This window comes from Corallococcus llansteffanensis (genome assembly GCF_003612055.1).
Lineage (GTDB): Bacteria > Myxococcota > Myxococcia > Myxococcales > Myxococcaceae > Corallococcus > Corallococcus llansteffanensis.
Genome location: NZ_RAWB01000143.1, coordinates 1 through 18,597, shown reverse-complemented (window position 1 = coordinate 18,597; position 18,597 = coordinate 1). Strand labels below are relative to the sequence as shown.

Sequence of the window (18,597 nt, the reverse complement as noted above, 5' to 3'; positions counted from 1 at the left end):
CCCCCAGCATGCGCAGGCGCGGCCGGGCATCCACCCCACCCGCGTGCAGCGCGCGCGCGGTGGCCGCCGCGGCGGTGCCAGAGGCGAACGGAAGCTGCTCCCGGTCCACCAGCTGGCGCTTGAGCGGCACGGCGAACAGGACGCCCAGCGCGGACAAGAGGAATGTCCACGCCAGCAGCGTCCACCCGGGCAGGTGGTGCCCCGTGGTGAGCAGCCACGCGCCCTGCACGGACACGAGCGCGCCGCCCGTCGCGTACCCCGCCGACGACGCCACCGTCTGCGCGCACCCCAGCTCCAGCAGCGACAGCGGAGCGCCCGCCACCCGGGGGACGGCGCGGCGCAGGGCCCCGTGCGTCGCGGACGCGAGCAGCGCGGCGGTGATGGCCACGCCGAACGCCACGCCCGTCTTCAGGCCCGCGTAGAGGTTGGTGGCGCAGGTGAGCACGCCCAGCCCCGCGCCCAGCGCCACCGCGCGCAGCGTCAACTGGGGCATGCGGTCGCCCTGGTACACGTGCGTGAGCCAGAACGTGTCCGCGTCCTGCTGCGTCGCGCCGGGGATGCGCAGCAGCGTCAGCGAGGCATCGGTGGGCGAGTCCCCGGCGGGGGCGTCGCGGGGAGCGGGGGAAGGCATGGCCGGCGAGCATCCTCCCCGTTCGTAACCTCGCGCGCCACAATCCCCGCCCCCCGTGTAACCGGGAAGGTCTCAATTCCTGTCATGTCGCGGGCCGCGTCAGTCTTTGTCAATCACAGGCACGGACGTTGCTACCTTGAAATCCCGCACGGTCCCGCTCTCCCCGTCAAACGTCCGGGCCTGGATGATTCCAGGCCTGACTGAATCGACCGCGTCCACCGCAGTCCCCACGACAGAGGAAGTGCATGACCCACCGAATCCACCGGTCCCGCCTGGGATCCGCCCTGAAGCTGGGCACCGTGTTGTCGCTCGCCTGGAGCGGCGCGGCCTTCGCGCAGACGTACACGCAGGGCGTCGCGGACGGCTTCGTGCTGCCCACGGAGGCCGTGTCGCCCAGCACCGGCCTGCAGGCGTGGGTTGCCGCCAACTACTCCCTCCCGGGCATCCGCCCGTACGACCAGATCGTCTCCGACCGCTACTTCGCCACCACGTTCCCCAACCTCACGCAGAACGGGAACATCTGTGGCGCCACCCTGCGGATGACCGTCCGCAACGGCGGCAGCAATGACAGCATGGGGCTGTGGTTCGTCGGCCCGGGCGGCACCTTCGTGGCCACGGGCTGGGGCGAGTCGCTCGTCAACCTGGGCATCCCCTTCCCGAACACGGGCACCGTCGTGCTCAACCTGGCCGCGCTGCCGGGCACGGGCGTCACCAACCTGATCCCCACGCTCAACGCCCAGGGCTTCCTGGACATCATCGTGCAGGACGACAGCGCGGTGGACTCGGCCACGCTCGTCATCACCCCCTGCCGCAAGGACGTCTTCATCAAGGACATCCCGGCCGACGTGGGCGTGGAGCCGGGCGCTTATGGCTCCACCCCCATCTGGATGAGCCCGGACATCCGCGTCTGTCAGACGCCCGGCTGCGTGGGCAACCAGAACCCCGAGTTCGGCCAGACGAACTACGTCTACGTGAAGCTCAACAACGTGGGCACGCCCTCCGCCCCCTTGGCCCAGCCCACCACGGGCACCCTGCGCGTCTACTACACGGGCTCCGGCGGTGCGGCGCTCTGGCCCTCCAGCTGGGCGACCATCAACAGCATCGCCGTCAGCATCCCCGTGGGCGTCACGGAGGTCATGGTGCCGTGGACCACCGTTCCGGCTCCCGGCCACTACTGCCTGCTGGCCCGCTGGGACTCGCCGGCGTTTGATCCGATGACGTTCCCGGAGCTCATCGGCTCCAACACCCTGCTCAACACGGAGCGCAACAACAACCTCGCGTGGCGCAACGTGAACGTGGTGAACCTGTCGCCCCTGCGTCCGGCGGCCACGTTCGACTTCCGCGCGCTCAACGTCCTGGCCCAGCGCGCGACGCTGCTGGACCTCCAGGTGCGCGCGCCCGGACAGGCGTCCTTCATCAGCCGCGGTGAGGTGCTGCTGCAGGTCCCCGCGGAGCTGTGGCAGACCTGGTCCCGCAGGGGCGAGGGCTTCGAGGTGGTGGGCGACGGCCTGCTGCGCATCACGAACCCGGGCGGCGCGCGGCTCGTCGGCATGACGCTCGGCGCCGGCAAGGAAGCCCACTTCAGCCTCACGCTGAAGGCCCAGGCGGGCACCGCGACGGAGAAGTTCGAGGTGCAGCTCGTCCAGTTCTCGGAGACGGAGGAGTCCAAGGGCCAGGTCGTCGAGCTGGGCGGCGTGGGCTTCGACATCAACGTGGGCCCGGACGCCCAGGGCGGCAAGTAGTCACAGGCCCCTGCCGCGCGCTTCACGCTTCGCGCAGCAGGTAGAACACGTAGCCGTAGCTGTCGCCGTGGCGGCGGTACAGGCCCACTTCCTGTTCCGCCGCCGCGATGACCTCGCGCAGCGCGGCGTCCGCCGTCGGTCGCAGCCGTTCGATGCGCTGGAGCAGCGGCGTGTAGTAGTCGTCCCACCACGCGGACGCGGGCAGCGTGAAGGTGTCCAGCACGCGGTAGTCCGCGGCCTCCGCGGTGGCGCGGTTGGCTTCCACGGAGGCCATGGATGGGTACGCGCCCGACCAGAAGCGGACCGCCTCCGGGGGTCGCGCGTCGGTGAGCCACGAGCACTCGGTGACGGCCACCTGTCCGCCGGGCGCGAGCAGCGGCCGCCAGCGGCGCAGCCCCGCCCCGAAGCCCATCACGTAGATGGCGCCCTCGGACCACAGCAGGTCCACGGACGCGGGAGGCAGCGCCAGCTCCCCCATGTCCTCCTGGCGCGTCACGATGGCGTCCGCCAGGCCCTGCTCGCGCGCCTCGCGCTCCAGCCGTTCGAGGTACGGCCGGTGCAGGTCCACGGCGGTGACGCGGGTGCCCAGCTCCCGCGCGAGCACGAGCGTCTGCCGCCCGGTGCCCGAGCCCAGGTCGAGCACGCGCGGCGAGGGCGGCGGAGGGGACAGCCGGCGCAGGGCCTCGCGGGTGCAGTCGTCGCTGCCGGGGCCCAGGCGGGGCAGCTCGTTGTAGAGGGTGAAGAAGGCGTTGGCCGTCTGGCGCAATTCGCCCGCGCTGCGCTTCACGTTGCCCTGGAGCAGCGGCACCTTCTTCCAGTGCTCCTCGATGCGCTGCTTGAACAGCTCCGGCATGGGCAGCTCCGCGCGCAACGTGGACCAGGTGTCGAGCGCGGACTCGACGGCGCCCTTCACCACCGGGAGCACGTCCTCGTCGGGCAGGCCCAGCTTGCGCGCCAGTCGCTCGAAGCTCTGGAGCGATACTTCATCGAAGCGCTTGGACTTCGCCAGGTTCAGCGCGAGCTGGTCCTGCGGCATGTACTGGATGGTGGAGACGAAGTCGTACGCGGGCGACAGCGTGGGGCGGGTGCCGTCCGGGTAGAAGAGCGACCAGTTCTTGTGGTGCGCGTCGCCGTTGCCGCACGCGATGATGAACACCAGCCGCCGCAGGAACTCCTGGAGCGCGTCCAGGCCCGCGACCTTCAAGAGCACGTTGGCGATGGTCTCGTAGTTGTACTTCTTGTACTTCTCATCCGAGTACAGCCCCAGCACCTGTGCCAGGTCCTCCATGTGCACGCGCTGCCCGGGTGAGGGCCGGTCGAAGCGGCGGATGGCGTACGCCAGGTCCTCGCGCAGGGTGATGCCTTCGGGCAGGCCGTGCAGGTCGGAGACCTTGAGCAACTGCATCTCCGGCACGTCGATGCCGGTGGCGCGGGCCCACGTCATCACGGACAGCTCGTTCTCCGGCACGCGGTCGTAGCGGTTGTCTGGCAGCTTGACGATCCAATCGCCGCCCCGGCCGCCCATGGGCAGCGTCATGCCCCGGTCGCGCCGCAGCATGGAGAACTTGAGCTGCACGCCCGCGAGCGAGAAGCGCAGCGGTTCACCCTCCGACGACGTGGGCTCCGTGGGGGCGTCCGCGAGCGGCGCGTGGCGGCCGGGGAGCTCGCCCGCGGGCCGGACGATGACGGCGCCGGAGAGGTCCTCCCCCAGGTGGGCGATGAAGAAGAACTCGCGCTGCCGGGCGATCTGCTCGCGCTCGGAGATGAGATCTCTCAGCGGGCCTTCGGGCAGGAGGTTGGAGAAGAACGGGGGCAGCCGCATGCGGCTGGTGTGGCGGCGCGACAGGTCGTCTTCGAAGAACTGGCCCAGCACGGGGCGCGGGTAGCGCTGGCGGTAGTCCTCGGAGAGGCTGAACTCGATGCGCTCGTCCGCGAGCAGCGTGAGCGTGCCGACGTGCACGTCGCCCATCAGGACGTCGAGGATGCCGGTGGTGGACGCGGGAGGCGTGGGGTCCATGTCAGTCTTCTCCGTCGTCGATGATCATCGACTGGAGGGAGGGACGGTCCGAGTCCTCCCAGCGCGTCCGGGCTTCGAGGAACTGGCGCAGCACGGGCTCCAGCCGTATCCGTCGCTGCTGGAGGAAGAGAGCCGGCGGGGCCCGCGCCAGGAGGCCGAGCATGCCGGGCGTCATCCCGTGGCTCGCGAGCACCTCCACGTCCGGGGGCGGCTGGCTCTGGAGCACGGCCAGCGGGGACGTCCCAGCCAGGGGCGGGTGGAAGAGGAAGTTGAAGGGCACCCCGTCCACCAGGCGGAACGGCCCGGTGCCGGAGACCCTGACCAGCGGCCGCGCGTGGGTGTCCAGCAGGGGCTGGATGGGAAGGAAGCCGTCCGGCTCCGCGTCCAGCACCGCGCCCGCGTCCAGCACCGCGCCCGTCACCAGGTGTCGCGGCTGGAGGGACAGCATCGCGATGCGCAGGATCAGGGGCGGCTGCAGGCCCCCGGAATTGGGGATGACGGGCATGCCGGACTCCATCCACCACCGGATGAGCGGCGGGGGCACCTGGGCCAGCATCGCCTGGATGGATCGCTCCTCGTCGGAGCGCATCGCCGCGACGACCTCCAGCGCCTCGGCGGGCTTGAGCACCCAGCCGCCAAAGACGACGTGCCGCCAGAACCAGCGTGACAACAGCTCCCGCGAACGCGGGGACGGCTCCGGGTGCAGCTGGAAGAAGCGCGTCAGCAGCACCAGCGAGCTCTCCGGAGCGGGCAGCAGCTTGAGGTGCGGGATGAACGCGTCGCGCTTGAGGAAGACGATGGCGTCGCGCAGCGCGCGCTCCGTGCGCTGGACGGTCTCCGTGAAGTCGTCGTCCTGGCTCAGCTGCTCCTGATAACCGCGCGTGAAGTCCAGGCCGCGCACCGCCAGCACCGCGCGCAGCAGCAGCGACTCCGGCACGGCGCCGAAGCCCAATTCCCTGAGCCCCTGCGTCACCGACTCCAGGCTGAGCGAGCGCGAACCCACGTACAGCGCGTTGAAGACCTCCTCGTCGGTGAGGGGCCGTCCCGCGGTGTTGAGGCGCTTGAAGATGATGCGCAGCACCTTCTCGTCCGTGGTGTCCACCACGTAGGCGGGCACCTGGTACTCGCGGATGGCCTTGCCCAGGCGGATGGCGGCGCGGATGTGCTCCGGGTGTGCTTCGCGGCCGGGGTAGCGGTTGAGCCAGTTGAGCAGCGACTCGCTGTCCAGCACCTCGTTCATCGGCAGCCAGTGCGGAGGGGGCACGTCCTTCCCCGACGGCGGCAGCAGCTCCTCCGTCTCCAGGTCGAAGTACAGGTGGAAGTCGTCGCGCCCCGGCTCGTCACCATAGGCCGGGTGCAGCAGCACGCCCGCGAGCGCCGTCACCCGCTGCTGCCCGTCCACCGCCCACAGTCCCTGGCTGGTGGACGGAGCGTCGATGCGCACGGGCCCGAAGCTCACGCTCGCGGCCGGGGCCTCGCGCCGCCAGAACAACAGCGTCCCGATGGGGTAGCCCCGGTACACGCTGTCCAGCAGGTCGCGCACGTCCTCCTCGGTCCACCGCAGCGGGCGCTGGAAGTCGGGGATGCGCACCTCGCCGCGCCTCACGCGGTCGAGCAGGTCCTCGATGCTGAACGACTTCGTCTCCGGGCGCCGCGTCAGCAGGGAGGGCATCACGGGTCTCCTCCCCCGGGTCTGTAGCCCGGATCCGCGTCGGGACGAAGCACCTCGGCGGACCTTGAAACCTCCATTTCACAGACCCTTCACGCATTTCCTATATACACTGCCAGTGAACCAAGACCGACTCATGGTGAGCGGAGAAACTGGTTCAGGAGTCCCCCGATGCCCCCTGTCTCCCCCCGTTGGAAGTCCATTGCGCTGTCGGCGATGGCGCTCACGACGCCCCTGTTGTCTGGCTGCACCGCCGAACCGACGCGCGAGCCTCCCCCGCCCGCCGTGCAGCAGGAGCGGGCCACCGACTCGTTGAAGATGGCGAAGCTGTACAGCCAGTGGCGCCAGGACCACACCGGCACGCAGATGCCGCTCGACCTGGGGGATACGGACCAGTACGCCTTCCTGATGAAGCGGCTGGAGGCGGCGGGCAACACCCCGGCCAACTCCCCGCGGCTGTTCTCCAGCCTGTCGCAGCGGCGCGAGCGCGTGCTCGCCGAGCGCGCGGCGGGCTCCGTGAAGGCGCAGACGACCCCGGCCGAGTGGTGCGGCCACCTGCTGCCCCTGGAGGAGGTCGCGCACGGCACCAGCAAGACCACCTTCGAGGGCTCGGGCTTCCTCACCTGCGCGGGCGGGTCGGACTACTCGTACGTGGACTTCAACGCCTACTCCACGACGCCGGAGCGGCTGGAGTTCCAGTTGCTGGCGACCACCGCCACGGAGGCCTACCTGGCGAAGACGCTGGAGACGGATCCTCTGGACGTGGTGCTGGACGCCGGGCCGGACCGGGTCCTGTTCTACGACTCGGTGGCCATGGCCTACGACGAGGCCAGCGGCCGGATGGAGACGTACTACTCCACCGCGGACACCACGGTGCTGCTGCTGCCCACGGGCCTGCAGTTCGAGCACCCGCGTGAGCTCATTGGCGCGAACATCGCGGGCAATGCCATCCGCACCTGCCTGGAGCGCGGCTCGGCGACGGGCGCGCTGGACTGCGACTACGCCCTGGCGAACAAGAACCCCACCACGGGCGTCATCAACGCCTTCGCGGGCAGCTACACGGGCGTGGCGGCGGTGAACGCCGCGGCCTCCCTCTCCGCGGCCCGGTGGAAGCCCGACACGGCGGCCTACTGGCCCACGCCGGGCACGTTCAACAGCGCGAAGCTCTACCTGCCGGCCCGGGGCACCTACCTGACGGGGCTCCAGGCGAGCTGCACCGTGACGGGCGTGACGAGCGAGGTGAACATCGTCCTGTTGAGCGCGGGCGGCCGGTGCAGGGTGCTCAATGTTCCGGCCGTCCCCGGGCAGACGGTGCTCACGGGCAGCCTGCCGTGGGGCGCGACCACCGACGCCACGAGCGTCCCGTTCAACGGCCTGATGGACCTGGGCACGGACTGCCTGGCCAACCAGCAGGACGTGGCGATGCAGACCTTCACCACGGTGAACGCGACGTGCCCCCGGACGGGCGGAGGCTTCAGCCCCATCAAGCGCGTGGCCTTCAACCGGCTCGCGGTGCTGGACTTCAAGAACAGCTGCCTCGCGGCGGGCACGCGCGTGCTGCGCGAGGATGGCCGGTCCGTGCCGGTGGAGTCCGTGAAGGTCGGTGACCGGGTGCTCACGCACGTGGGCGGACGCGCGCTCACGGTGACCACCGTGACGAAGGGCACCGAGTCCCAGCCGCTGGTGCGCCTGAAGGCGGGCAAGGGCCAGGACGTGCTCGTCACCCAGAAGCACCCGATGGTCAGCGCCAACCGTGGCGTCGTCGCGGCCGAAGCGCTCGCGGTGGGCGACGTGCTCGTCACGAAGAGCGGCGAAGCGACGCTGGCCTCGGTGGAGCGCGTGCCCTACACGGGGCAGGTCTACAACCTGACCCTGGGCACCGACACGGAGCTGCTGAACGTGGGCGCCCAGGAGCACACGCTCATCGCCAACGGCTTCGTGGTGGGTGACGCGCGGATGCAGACCGACCTGGAGCGCCAGAAGCTCAAGGCCGTCCCGGCGGACGTGTTCGCCGCGCTGCCCGCCGCGTGGCGCGTGGACTACCAGAACGAGCAGGCCCGCAAGGCCAGCCGTCGGTAACCCTCGTTGAAACAGGGCGGACGGAAACGCCGCGCGCGTTTCCGTCCGCCCGTCCTCTTCAGGTACGCTTCCAGCGCATCCAGAGGGGGAAGTCACATGAAGATCCAACGCAATCTCGTCACGCCGAAGGTCTCGCAGTCCCAACCGGCGCAGCCGCCGTTGAGCGCGCTGTCCCGGCCGCCCGCCGCGACGCTCGCCCGCGACACCTTCGAGCAGCGGCCTTCCACGAACAGCCTGAAGCCCCGCCTGGAAGGAGCTCCGCTCGCGGAGTCGACCGTCGTGTCCCGCTACCAGGGACCCGAGGAAGCGGCGAGCGGGGGCCGGACCGTCGACAATGCCGTCCTCCAGACGTTCCTCGCGGAGCACCCGGAGATCAAGACGGCGCAGGACCTCATCAACTACTCCAGCGCCCAGAAACTGAATTTCCAGACGCTGTGCAATCAACTCGGGGTGAATGATGACGAGTTGACCGCGAGCCGAACCGTCAACCTGAGCGAGTATGTGTATTCAGGCCCGGTGCTCGCACCCAACCTTCAGAGCACGGTGACGGGCGCGAATGCGTTCTTCATCACGCAGTTCAAGACCGACACGTACAACCCTGACGGTGGCACGTCGACCCGGAACTGCGGGCCCACCAGCCTGGCCATGGCGTTGCGCGCGCAGGGGATGATGCCCGAGGGCCTCTCGCCCGAGCAGCAGATCGACTACGCCCGGGGGCTGATGTACCCGAATGCCGAGGGCTCGATGGTGGAGGCAAACGGGCAGCAGTACCGGGTGCTCGACCAGGACGGGGAGAACACGGACATCTCCGCCGTCACCGCGGCCGCGGGAAGCGTGGGGGCCGGAGGGTCCCAGGCGACGGGCTGGGGCGCGCTCGATGACGCGCTGGCTTCAGGCAAGACGGTGGTCTGCCCGGGCAACGTGGGCTCCGAGTGGAGTGCCAGCTTCCCCAATCCCAGCGCCTACCACCTGGAGGGAGATGGGCACTTCATGGCGGTGCTCGGGCGCACGGAGGACGGAAAGTACCTGGTCGCGGATCCGCTCTACCCGGACGGGGTGGTGGAGATGACGCGTGCCCAGCTGGAACCGTTCTTCCGCCTCAACACCAGCCAGGATCCGGTGTTCGCCGCCATCGGCCCCGACATCGACCCAGCCATCGGCTGACAGCCACTTCAGGGGTGCGGCTCCACCTTGTGCTTGCGCGCGGGATTCTGCTGCCCCACGCGGAACCACCGGTAGCCGTACCCCTCCAGCGTCAGGGTGTGACGCTGGCCGTCCACGGGCCGCGAATGGTCCTCCGTCAGCACGTTGTACAGCGGGCACGGCTCGTCGCCGCCCGGGTCCAGCTTCACGGTGCACGGGCGCGACGACAGGTTGTGCAACACCACCATCCCGTTGCCCTTCCAGTCGTACCGGATGGCCATCACGCCCTTGTTGCCCGTGCGCAGGAGGCGCCACCCGCCCCAACCCAGCTCCGGGCACTCCTTGCGCGCGCGGATGATGCGCTCGGTCCAGTTGAGCTGCGAGTTCGGGTCGCGGCGCTGCTGCGCCACGTTGACCTGGGAGAAGCCGAACGGCCCCTTCTCCACCAGCGGCTTCACCGGCGTCCGCGCCAGCGTGAAGCCGCCGTGCGGCTCCGGGCTCCACTGCATGGGCGTGCGCACCGCCTGCCGCTCCTTCAGCGCCAGGTTCTCCCCCATGCCCAGCTCGTCGCCGTACCAGAGCACCGGCGTCCCGGGCAGCGTGAACATCAGGCTGTACGCCACCTCGATGCGGCGGCGGTCCCCGTCCAGCATCGACGCGAACCGGCGGCGCAGGCCCCGGTCATAGAGCTGCATGCCCTTGTCCGGCCCCATCGTCTGGAACACCTCCGCCCGGTCCTTGTCGGACAGGCGGCCCAGGTCCAGCTCGTCGTGGTTGCGCAGGAAGTTCGCCCACTGCGCGGTGTGTGGCAGATCCGGCGCCTCCTTCAGCGCCTGGATGAGCGGCGTCGCATCCCCCCGCGTCAGCGCGAGGTAGAAGTTCTGGTTGGCGAGGAAGTTGAAGACGAGCTGCATCCGGTCGTTGTCGCCGAAGAACTCCATCACCTCGTCCATGGTGACGTTGGCCTCCGCGAGCAGGATGGCGTCCCCCTTGCGCCAGGAGAGGAACTCGCGCATCTCCTTCAGCAGGCCGTATGGGTCCTTCACGCCGTGGTTCTTCACGCCCTTCAGCTCGACAAGGAATGGCACCGCGTCCACCCGGAAGCCGGACACGCCCAGCTCCAGCCAGTAGCCCATCACCTTGAGGATCTGCTCGCGCACCTCGGGGTTGGCCACGTTGAGATCGGGCTGGAAGTCGAAGAAGCGGTGGAAGTACCAGCCGCCCGCCTCCTTCACGTACGTCCACGTGGAGGGCTGCACGCCCGGGAAGACCATGCCCTTGTTGGCGTCCTTGGGCTTCTTCTTCGCCCAGACGTAATAGTCGTGGAAGGGGCTGTCCGGGCCCTTGCGCGCGGACTGGAACCACGGGTGTTGATCCGACGTGTGGTTCACCACCAGGTCGATGATGACGCGGATGCCGTGCAGCTTCGCCTCGTGGGTGAAGGCCACGAAGTCGCCCAGGTCCCCCAGCCGCGGGTCGACGCCGTAGTAGTCGCGGATGTCGTAGCCGTTGTCGCGGTTGGGCGTGGGCTGGAAGGGCAGCAGCCACACACAGGTGACGCCGAGGCCCGCCAGGTAGTCCAGCTTGCGCCGGAGCCCCACGAAGTCCCCCACGCCGTCGCCGTTGCCGTCCATGAACGTCTCGACGTCGAGGCAGTAGACGACCGCGTTCTTGTACCAGAGGTCTTCGATCATCCCGTCCCTTTAAGCACCCGCTCCCTCCGGGCAGCCCCCCGAACAGGGTGCCCGTGCGGAACCCCACACCCGGGGGCCGCGCGCGTTTCATCAGCGAACACTCGCCGCATGACGAGCCTCGCGGCCCGGCGACTCCGACCCCAGGGTTGAAGGCCACATGGCACTCATCGGCTTCCACGCCTCGCACGAACAGTTCCCGCCCAGTGAGCTGCTGCGCCTGGCCCGCAAGGCGGAAGGAGCGGGCTTCCAGGCCGCGCTCAACTCCGACCACTTCCACCCGTGGACGGACGCGCAGGGGCAGAGCGGCTTCGCGTGGTCCTTCATGGGCGCGGCGCTCGCCACCACCGGCCTGTCCTTCGGCGTGGTGAACGCGCCCGGCCAGCGCTACCACCCGGCCATCGTCGCGCAGGCGCTCGCCACGCTGAACGAGATGTTCCCCGGCCGGGCCTGGGTGGCGCTCGGCAGCGGCCAGTACCTCAACGAGGCCATCACCGGCACGGGCTGGCCCGCCAAGGACCTGCGCAACGCGCGCCTCAAGGAGTGCGTGGACGTGATGCGCGCCCTCTTCCGCGGGGAGACCGTCACCCACCGCGGGCTCATCACCGTGGAGGAGGCGAAGCTGTACACGCGCCCCCGCGAGGCCCCCCTGCTCCTGGGCGCGGCCGTCACGCCGAAGACGGCCGCGTGGGTGGGAGGCTGGGCGGACGGCCTGCTCACCACGGCGCGCCCCCCGGCCGAATTGCGCCAGGTGGTGGACGCCTTCCGCCGGGGCGGCGGCGACGGCAAGCCCATGTTCCTCAAGGTGCAGCTCTCCTACGACGCGGACGAGGACCGGGCCCGCGAGGGGGCGCACGACCAGTGGGCGTCCAACATCTTCGCCAACAGCGTCCTCACCGACCTGCGCACGCCCGCCCAGTTCCAGCAGGCCGCGAACGTCGTGCAGCCGCATGACCTGGACGGCCCGCTGCGCGTCTCCAGCAGCCTCCAGCAGCACGTGGACTGGCTGGGCGAGGACCTCCGGTTGGGCTTCGAGCGGCTGTACCTGCACAACGTCAACCGCGAACAGGACGCGTTCATCGACGCGTTCAGCGCGAAGGTGATTCCGGCCCTCACGCGCTGAGGACATCACATGACCCAGGGCCGCGCGCCCTGGCTATGCTCGGGCGCATGCCCACCGAAGTGCTGTCCTCGCAGGCCCTCAACCGCGCCACGCTCGCGCGCCAATTGCTGCTCACGCGCGAGAAGCTGACGGTGCCTCGCGCCGTGGAGCACCTGGTGGGCCTCCAGGCCCAGCTCGCGCGGCCGCCGTACCTGGCCCTCTGGTCGCGCCTCCAGGGCTTCCAGCGCGAACAGCTCACGAAGCTCGCGCTCAAGAAGGACCTGGTGCGCGGCACGATGATGCGCGGCACGATCCACTTGATGTCCGCGAAGGACTACCTGCGCTACCGCGACCTGTACCGGCCCATGCTCACCGCCGCGATGCACAGCGTGCTGCGCGAGCGCGCCACGTCGCTGGACCTGCCCGCGCTGCTCGCCACCGCGAAGCCCTTCCTCGACGAAGCGCCCCACACCTTCGAGGAGGTGCGCGCCCACTTGATGCAACACCACGTGGACGGCGACGAGCGGGCCATGGGCTTCGCCACGCGCATGCTGCTGCCCCTCATCCAGGTGCCCGAGGAGGGCCTGGACTGGGGCTGGCCGGGCAACGCGGGCTTCACGCTGGCGGAGTCCTGGCTGGGCAAGCCCCTGGACACCGACGACGACGCCTCGCCGCTGGTGCTGCGCTACCTGGCCGCCTTCGGGCCCGCCACGGTGGCGGACATGCAGACCTGGTCCGGCCTCAAGCCGCTGAAGGCCGCCTTCGAGAAGGTGCGCGAGAAGCTGGTGGAGTTCCGGGACGAGAAGAAGCGCGTCCTCTTCGATTTGCCCAAGGCCCCGCGTCCCCCCGAGGACACGCCCGCCCCGGTGCGCTTCCTGCCGGACTACGACAACCTCATCCTCTCCCACGCCGACCGCACCCGCGTCGTCACCGACGAACAGCGCAAGGCCATGTACACCGGCAACCTGCGCGTGCAGGCCGTGTTCCTGGTGGACGGCCGCGTCGCGGGCATGTGGTCCACCGAGCGCAAGAAGGCCAGCGCCACCCTGGTGTGCAAGCCCTTCGGGCCACTCAAGAAGCCCGCGAAAGACGCCCTCACCCAGGAGGGCGAGGACGTCCTGCGCTTCACCGAACCGGACGCCACCACCCTCGCGGTGAAGTTCGAGAAGTGACGCCCCTGCGCCTCACGCGAAGAGCTGGAGCAGGTCCTCGCGCGTGATGGCGGCGGCACCGGAGGCCTCGCTGAGCGCGGCCTCGAACAGGGCGCGCTTCTTCTCTTGAAGGCCCAGGATCTTCTCCTCCACCGTGCCCTGGGACACCAGCCGGTAGACCATCACCGGCCGTTCCTGGCCGATGCGGTGCGCGCGGTCCGCCGCCTGCGCCTCCACGGCCGGGTTCCACCACGGGTCCATCAGGAACACGTGGTCCGCCGCCGTGAGGTTCAGGCCCGTGCCGCCCGCCTTCAGCGACATGAGCAGCACCGGCGCGCCGTCCGGTCCCTGGAAGCGCGACGTCACGTCGCCCCGGTTCGTCGTCGTGCCGTCCAGCCGCTCGAAGCCGATGCCCGCGCCCTTGAGCCCCGGCTCGATGAGATCCAACAGCGACGTCCACTGCGAGAACACCAGCGCCTTGTGGCCCTCCGCCACCGCCGTCTCCAGCGCCTCCACCAGCGTCTGCACCTTGGACGACGTCTTCGCGTGCTGGCCGGGCACCAGCGCGGAGTGGCAGGCCGCCTGCCGCAGCCGCAGCAGGGCCTCCAGCGCCTTGAGCACGCTGCCGCCCTCGTTGAGCAGCGCGACGACTTCCGCGCGCGTGGCCGCCATCACCGCGTCGTAGACGGAGCGCTCGCGCTCATCCAACTGCACGTGCATCACGGAGTCCGTGCGCGGCGGCAACTCCGGCGCCACGTCCCGCTTCAGGCGCCGCAGGATGAACGGCCGGATGCGCCGACGCAGGCCCTCCGCCGCGCCCGGCTTGCCATCCGCGATGGGCTGCGCCGTCTTCTCCTCGAACTGGCGTCGCCCCCCCAGCAGGCCCGGGTTGGTGAAGTGCATCAGGCTCCACAGCTCGTCCAGCCGGTTCTCCAGCGGCGTGCCGCTGAGCGCGAGCCGCAGGTTCGCCTTGAGGCCGAACGCCGCGCGCGACACCTGGCTCTCCGGGTTCTTGATGGCCTGGGCCTCGTCCAGCACCACCGCCTCCCACGTGGGCGCGCCCAGCGTCGGCGCGTCCAGGCGCAGCAGCGCATACGTGGTGAGCGTCACGTCCGCCGAGGGGTCCAGCTTGCGGCCGGGGCCGTGGTAGACGCAGACCTTCAGGGACGGCCGGAAGCGCTGCAGCTCCGCCACCCAGTTGGGCAGCACGCTCGTGGGGCACACCACCAGCGAGCGCGGCCCCAGGATACAGATGGTCTGGAGCGTCTTTCCCAGGCCCATGTCGTCCGCGAGGATGCCGCCCAGCCCCGCGCCCTTGAGGAACGACAGCCAGCTCACGCCCTGCTGCTGGTAGGCGCGCAGCGTGGCGTTGAGCTCCGCGGGCAGCACGGGGGGCGGCAGCTTGTCGAAGCCCTCCACCATGGGGGCCAGCCTGTCCAACCCCGGCGGTGGCGGCTGATCCAATGACTCGCACAGCGCGGTCAGCTCCGGCAGCGCGTGGTTCGCCACGCGGCCGTCCGACTGGCGCGCGGCCAGCAGGTCCGCCACGCGCTGTCCGTTCTTGTCCAGCCACGCGCGCGGTAGCGGCGCCCACCCGCCGCCATCCAGCGGCACCAGCCCCAGCCCTTCGGTCCACGCCCGCACCACCGCCGCCGCGTCCACCGTGCGCGCGCCGCCCTTGCCGCCCTCCACGTCGAACTCCAGCGTGAAGCGCACCTCCGGCACGCCCGTCCCGGACGCGCCACCCTCCACGCGCAGCGACGGCCTCAGGCGCATGTCCGGGCTGACGATGCCCGCCGCGTCGCCGCCCAGGTCGCCGCGGAACTTCCGCAGCTTGTCCGCGAAGCGCATCATCTCCGGCCCGTCCACCGTGAGCCGGCGGCCGGGCACCAGGTTCAGCTCCTCGCGCAGTTGGTGGATGAGCCGCTGCTCCGCGGCCTCGTCCCGCAGCGGCACCGCGCCGCGCAGGTACACCATGCGCCCGTTGTCGATGCGCACCGTCGGCGGCGCGCCGTACACCAGCGTGGGCAGCACCGACAATCCCTGCGTGAGCTGGTTCAGCTCCAGCAGCACGCGCGGCTTCAGGTCGCGGTCCAGCGGCGGCAGCCTGCGGCTCCGCACGTCCACCGGCATGCGCCGCGCGAGCTCCGGCAGCACCTTGGCGGACAGCTCGCCCAATTGCTCCGGCGAGTAGGTGCGCACGAGCGGCAGGTGCTGGAGCCACGCGCCCGTCATCGACGTCTCGCCCAGGCGCACCAGGGACTCGGCCGTCAGCGCGACGCCGGGGCTCACCACCTCCGTGATGCGCGGGTCGGCCGTGATGGTGAGCACCCACTGCTGCCCCCGGTCCTCCACCTTCGCGCGCGGCGCCAGCACCTCGCTGGACACCGCCACCGGACGCCCATCCAGCAGCACGTTGCGCGCGGGCTCCAGCGCCCGCAGCAGCGCGTCCAGCTTCTCCGCCAGCAGCGGCCCCCGGGTGCGCCGCTCCAGCAGGCGTTCCATCACCAGGTCCACCTGCTCCACCTGCAACGTGACGCCGCCCACGGGCTTCGCGATGCGCCCCGTGAGGCTGTCGTCCAGCGGCTCCTCGGTGCCGTCCGCGTGCGCGAGGACGCGGTGCAGCTGCAGGCCGCCCTCCACGCGGGTGAAGCGGTACACCACGCGCGACCAGCGCTCCGCCACGGCCTCCAGCGGCGCGTCCTGCTTCTCCGCCTGCTCCAGGGAGATGGCCGCCGCGACGACGTGCTCGCACGGGTCCACGCGGCTGGGACAGTCGCACTCCCACGCCTCGTCGCCCGGGTAGAGGACGACGGTGAGGGCCACGGGACGGCCGGCCGCCTTCACGCGCAGCTCGATTTCAGAGGCCGAGCGGGACTGGAGCGCCACGGCCCCCGCTCGCGCGAGGCTCACGCCGTTGGACCAGATTCCAGGGCGGGCTTCTTTTCGGACGGCTTCGAGGAGCTGGGCGTTCTCGGACATGGCAGGGGCGATTCCCTACGCCCCGCCCTGCCCGCGCGCAACGTCGGATGCGCCCCGACTGATCGCTGCCCTACTCGTCGTCGTAGGCCGGCTCGAACAGGTAGGTGAGCCGCACCAGGAACTCCCGGGCGAACACCGGCAGGGGGGCGTGGCCGCCGTTGTAGGGCTGGGCCACCCGGAAGTCGCTGCCCATCAGGTTGTAGACGCCCGCGCCAATCTCCAGCCCCTTCGTGCCCACATCCTCCGCGCGCACGAACAGGTTGAGCAGCAGCCGGGGCGACAGCGTCTGGACCTCCGACACGCCCTCATCGTCCGGCGCGCCGACGGCGAAGCGCTGGCCCACCAGCACGGCGGTAGGGCTGACGGACAACCACGGCAGCACCTTCGCGGTGCCCGTCAGCGTCGCCTTGTGCGTGGGCAGGCCGGTGAAGGCCCCGGGCTCTCCCGGCACCAGGTAGTCCTCCACGTCGTTGCGCCCGGCGGGCCGGTAGAACGAATAGCCCACCTGCGCGCGGCCCCACGTCCCGCGGACGCGGTAGTCCAGCTCCACGCCCCGGCTGCCCAGGCGCCCCAGGTTGCGGTACGCCTCCGAACCGGTGTCCGCGTCGTAGGAGTAGATGATGGGGTCCGTCACCCCCACGTCGAACACGTTGGCGCTCACCGTCTGGCCCTCGCCCAGGCGCACGGTGCCCTCCAGCTCGAACACCGTGGTGCGCTCCGGCCGCACGTCGTCGCCCAGGGAGATGTTCTCGATGCCGGGCGCGCGGAAGGCGCGGCTGAAGAGGGCCTTGCCGCTCACCGGCCCGAAGGACTTGAGCAGCACCAGCCGGGGCACGAAGGAGCTGCCGAAGAAGCTGTGGTCCTCGAAGCGCGCGCCCGCCACCACCGTGGCGATGGGGTTGTCCGAGTACGCCTCCACGAAGCCCGCGACGTTGCGGTAGGAGACGGACTCCTGGTCGCCGTTGAAGGGCTCCTGCTGGCCAATACCCGCCGGCCCGCGAAGCTCGCCCTGGTCGAACGCCAGGTCCACGCCGCCGGTGAGCTGGAGGAAGTCGAACGCCGCCCAGCGCGCCAGGGCCCGGCCACGCAGCCGGCGGTAGCGCTTGTCGTAGAAGAAGTCCGAGTCCGGGTCGGAGTCCCGGTACGACTCGCCCAGCGTGAGGTTCAGCCGGGGGATGATCTCAATGCGGTCCGTCGGCCGGAAGCGGTCGCTCAACTCGGCGTGGAAGGACTCGAAGTCGGTTTCCGCCGGCGCGGGCAGCACCTCATCCACCGACACCACGGAGGTGGTGTCCTGGCGCTGGTACAGCAGGCTCAGCTGCAGGTCGCGGTAGCCCACGCCCGCCTGCACCACCGTGGGGTCCAGGCGGGAGGCGCCGTTCATGCTCGCGGAGCCGCCGAAGAAGTCGTCGAAGACGGCGTCGCTGCGCTGGCCCTGCCCCAGCGACGCGGACGCGAAGGCGCTCAGGCCCGGCACGCCCTCGAACACCTTGCGCCCGGACAGCGTGAGGCTTCTGCGGCCGTTGCCGTGCGAAAGCTGCCCCCAGGTGCCCACCGCCAGCACGTCCGTGCTGCCCTGGATGCCGCGCGTGATGACGTTGATGACGGCCAGCTCCGCGTTGCCGCCGTAGATGACCGAACCGGGGCCGCGCACCACCTCGATGCGCTCGATGAGCTCCACCGGGAACTCGTGCCCCAGCTGCATCGTGGAGTAGAGCTGCTCGTTCATCTCCTTGCCGTCGATGATGAGCAGCACCTTGCCTTCCTGGCCCCACAGGCCCCGGAAGCCCGGCCCCACCGTGCCCGACACGTCCACGCCGAAGAAGAAGCCCGGCACCAGCAGGAGCACGTCCATCAGGTCGCGCGCGCCCGAGGCGCGGATCTCCTCCGCCGTCACCGCGGTGACGACCGCAGGGGAGTCATGCAGCTTCGTGATGGCGAACGACGCCACCTGGCTGTGGACCTCCGGCTCCTCCTCCAGGGCCTCGGTCGGGACCTCCTGGGCGAACCCCGTCACCGAGCCCAGCAGCGCCAGCGACACGCCCACACGACGGCCCAACCACCAGCGACTGGTGAAACCCATACGCGACAGACCTCTCGACAGCGGAAGACGGGCCGGCGAGTGTACCGGCCCCTGCGCCATCCGAAAGTTCTGGGTTTGCGCGCACCGCGTTGAATCCCGACGTTGAAAGTGTTTCAGCGCACGCGCACGCGGGTGCTGCGGCCCGGCTCCACTTCCACCGTCATGCGCCGCTTCACCTCGCCGTTGACGCGGACCTCCACGCGCGCCGGTCCCGCCGGCAGGGCCTGCGCGGAGAGGGGCGGAAAGCCATACGGCCGGTTGTTGATCCACACCTCGCCGTAGAGCCCGGGCGACGTCACCTCCAGGT

12 protein-coding genes are annotated in these 18,597 nt (G+C 70.4%); 5 read left to right on the top strand and 7 right to left on the bottom strand.

From position 1 onward, the window contains the following. Positions 1–631, bottom strand: a 631-nt coding sequence (locus tag D7V93_RS15740; protein WP_208723036.1) for an OPT/YSL family transporter, incomplete at its 3' end; no start/stop codon positions are given. A gap of 245 nt (positions 632–876) precedes the next feature. On the opposite strand from D7V93_RS15740, the gene D7V93_RS15735 reads away from it, so the two are divergent. Continuing rightward, positions 877–2,373, top strand: a complete 1,497-nt coding sequence (locus D7V93_RS15735; protein ID WP_120644201.1) for a hypothetical protein — start codon at positions 877–879, stop codon at positions 2,371–2,373. 22 nt (positions 2,374–2,395) lie between these two features. Here the strand turns inward: D7V93_RS15735 and D7V93_RS46625 are convergent, their stop codons facing one another. Both D7V93_RS46625 and D7V93_RS15725 read right to left on the bottom strand, forming a co-directional pair. Continuing rightward, on the bottom strand, positions 2,396–4,390 hold the full coding sequence (locus D7V93_RS46625) for a HipA domain-containing protein (RefSeq protein ID WP_244237333.1): 1,995 nt from the start codon (positions 4,388–4,390) through the stop codon (positions 2,396–2,398). Between the two features lies 1 nt (position 4,391). Next, positions 4,392–6,062: a DUF262 domain-containing protein gene (locus D7V93_RS15725; protein WP_120644200.1), complete on the bottom strand. Its 1,671-nt coding sequence runs from the start codon at positions 6,060–6,062 to the stop codon at positions 4,392–4,394. 168 nt (positions 6,063–6,230) lie between these two features. On the opposite strand from D7V93_RS15725, the gene D7V93_RS15720 reads away from it, so the two are divergent. Both D7V93_RS15720 and D7V93_RS15715 read left to right on the top strand, forming a co-directional pair. Further along, a complete protein-coding gene (locus tag D7V93_RS15720; RefSeq protein WP_147451192.1) occupies positions 6,231–8,138 on the top strand; it encodes a Hint domain-containing protein in 1,908 nt (635 codons plus the stop codon). Between the two features lie 96 nt (positions 8,139–8,234). After that, the gene (locus D7V93_RS15715) at positions 8,235–9,302 is read left to right on the top strand and encodes a C39 family peptidase (RefSeq protein WP_120644198.1); all 1,068 of its coding nucleotides are present in this window, start codon (positions 8,235–8,237) and stop codon (positions 9,300–9,302) included. A gap of 8 nt (positions 9,303–9,310) precedes the next feature. Here D7V93_RS15715 and D7V93_RS15710 read toward each other — a convergent pair whose 3' ends face one another. Then, positions 9,311–10,975 carry an alpha-amylase family protein gene (locus D7V93_RS15710; protein ID WP_120644197.1) on the bottom strand — a complete coding sequence of 555 codons (1,665 nt, stop codon included), beginning with the start codon at positions 10,973–10,975 and terminating at the stop codon, positions 9,311–9,313. Positions 10,976–11,132: 157 nt separating this feature from the next. Here D7V93_RS15710 and D7V93_RS15705 point away from each other — a divergent pair, with 157 nt between their 5' ends. Next, entirely contained in the window at positions 11,133–12,095 is a 963-nt protein-coding gene (locus D7V93_RS15705; RefSeq protein ID WP_120644196.1) for a TIGR03885 family FMN-dependent LLM class oxidoreductase, read from the top strand. Between the two features lie 47 nt (positions 12,096–12,142). Further along, positions 12,143–13,246 (top strand): winged helix DNA-binding domain-containing protein, encoded by a 1,104-nt coding sequence (locus D7V93_RS15700; protein ID WP_120644202.1) that lies wholly within the window; start codon positions 12,143–12,145, stop codon positions 13,244–13,246. A 12-nt stretch (positions 13,247–13,258) separates the two neighbouring features. Here D7V93_RS15700 and D7V93_RS15695 read toward each other — a convergent pair whose 3' ends face one another. From D7V93_RS15695 to D7V93_RS15685, 3 genes are all read right to left on the bottom strand, one after another. Beyond that, positions 13,259–16,207 (bottom strand): DEAD/DEAH box helicase, encoded by a 2,949-nt coding sequence (locus D7V93_RS15695; protein ID WP_120644195.1) that lies wholly within the window; start codon positions 16,205–16,207, stop codon positions 13,259–13,261. A gap of 70 nt (positions 16,208–16,277) precedes the next feature. Beyond that, entirely contained in the window at positions 16,278–18,290 is a 2,013-nt protein-coding gene (locus D7V93_RS15690) for a TonB-dependent receptor plug domain-containing protein (protein ID WP_120644194.1), read from the bottom strand. A gap of 113 nt (positions 18,291–18,403) precedes the next feature. After that, a partial coding sequence (locus tag D7V93_RS15685; protein WP_120644193.1) for a PEGA domain-containing protein occupies positions 18,404–18,597 on the bottom strand: 194 nt, incomplete at its 5' end.